Source organism: Streptomyces turgidiscabies Car8 (assembly GCF_000331005.1).
Taxonomy (GTDB): Bacteria; Actinomycetota; Actinomycetes; order Streptomycetales; family Streptomycetaceae; genus Streptomyces; species Streptomyces turgidiscabies.
On sequence record NZ_AEJB01000574.1, the window covers coordinates 1 to 1,212 of the forward strand.

A 1,212-nucleotide genomic window follows, 5' to 3' on the forward strand; every position below is an offset into this window, starting at 1 on the left:
GCCCCTTTGCCGTTCACTCGCGGATCACTCCCCGGCAGTTGCCGTACTCACTCGCACGCGAGGGTGCGGGACTCCGCCAACGCGGCTGTGATCCAGGCCCGTTGGGTGGCGATCTCCTTCTCGCCCGTGGACCAGGTGTCCGGGGACACGGCGTCCGTCGCGATGCCGATCAGGGTGTGGACGCCCACCGTCAGCCGGGGGTCGACCTCCTTGTCCATCACGAACGTCACCTCCGCCGCGCCCTTGGCAGGCTTGTAGTAGCGGGTGACGCGCAGGGTGATCCGGTCCTGGTCGGCGCCGGGGACGGGCTCGACGGCGGTGACCGTGCCCTCGACGACCAGCCGGGCGCAGGCGAGATATCCGGCGTGACTCAGCTGGGCCGCGCCGCCCCCGTCCTTGGTGCCCCCGCCGTTGTCGCTGTCCGAGCCGACCGAGTAGGACGGCGCTGCTTCGCCCGACGAGGACGTCGACGCGTCCTCGGCACCGTTGCCGGCCTGCGAGAGGAGCCACCCCGACCCCGTGATCAGGGCTCCCGCGGCGGACACCGCGGCGACACCGAGGGCGAGGGTGCGCAGCGGGCGCCAGAACGGCCGCTCCCGTACCGGAATCCGGGCAGGAACCCCGGCCGGCCTTCGCTCCGGCACCGCTGCGGGCTCCGTGTGTTCCTGCGACGTCAGCGCGTCCCCGATGAGCCCCAACTGCTCGCGCAGCAGCGCCACATCGGCCGCCGCCGACCAGTGCTCGGCCATGAAGTCGGCGTCCGTGAGGGCACCTTCGGGCAGCGGGTCGTCCGTCAGCGCGGCCATCAGAGCGTCCACGCCGTTGTGTTCGGCGGCCATGTCACACCACCTCGTCCTCGTGCAGGCGGGTACGCAGTGCCCGTACCGCCGTGTGCAGCCTGCTCTTGACCGTGCCCTCCGGGATACCCAGTTCCTCGGCGATCCCGCGAACCGGCAGGTCGGCGAAGAAGCGCAGGACCAGTACCTGGCGCTGGGAGTCGGGCAGGTCGTCGAGTCCCCGGGCGACGGCGAGGGAGAGCAGGCTCGTCTCCTCGCCGGACGGGTGCGCCACCGGCTGGCGCAGCGAGGCGAGCCGCTCCCCCAGCCGTTCCTGGCGGCGCTTCGACCGGTGCCAGTCCATGGCGAGGTTGGAGGCGACGACCGCCGCCCACGCCGAGACGTCACGCGGTGCCTCGTGTCCGTTCGCGGTGCG

Annotated in this window: 2 protein-coding genes; both read right to left on the reverse strand. The window is 72.4% G+C overall.

The features are described 5' to 3' along the window. Positions 1–47: 47 nt before the first annotated feature. Complete coding sequence (locus STRTUCAR8_RS40800; protein ID WP_044473750.1) at positions 48–839, reverse strand: hypothetical protein; 792 nt, start codon at positions 837–839, stop codon at positions 48–50. Between the two features lies 1 nt (position 840). Continuing rightward, the coding region (locus tag STRTUCAR8_RS40805) for an RNA polymerase sigma factor (RefSeq protein ID WP_044473751.1) at positions 841–1,212 on the reverse strand (372 nt) is incomplete at its 5' end.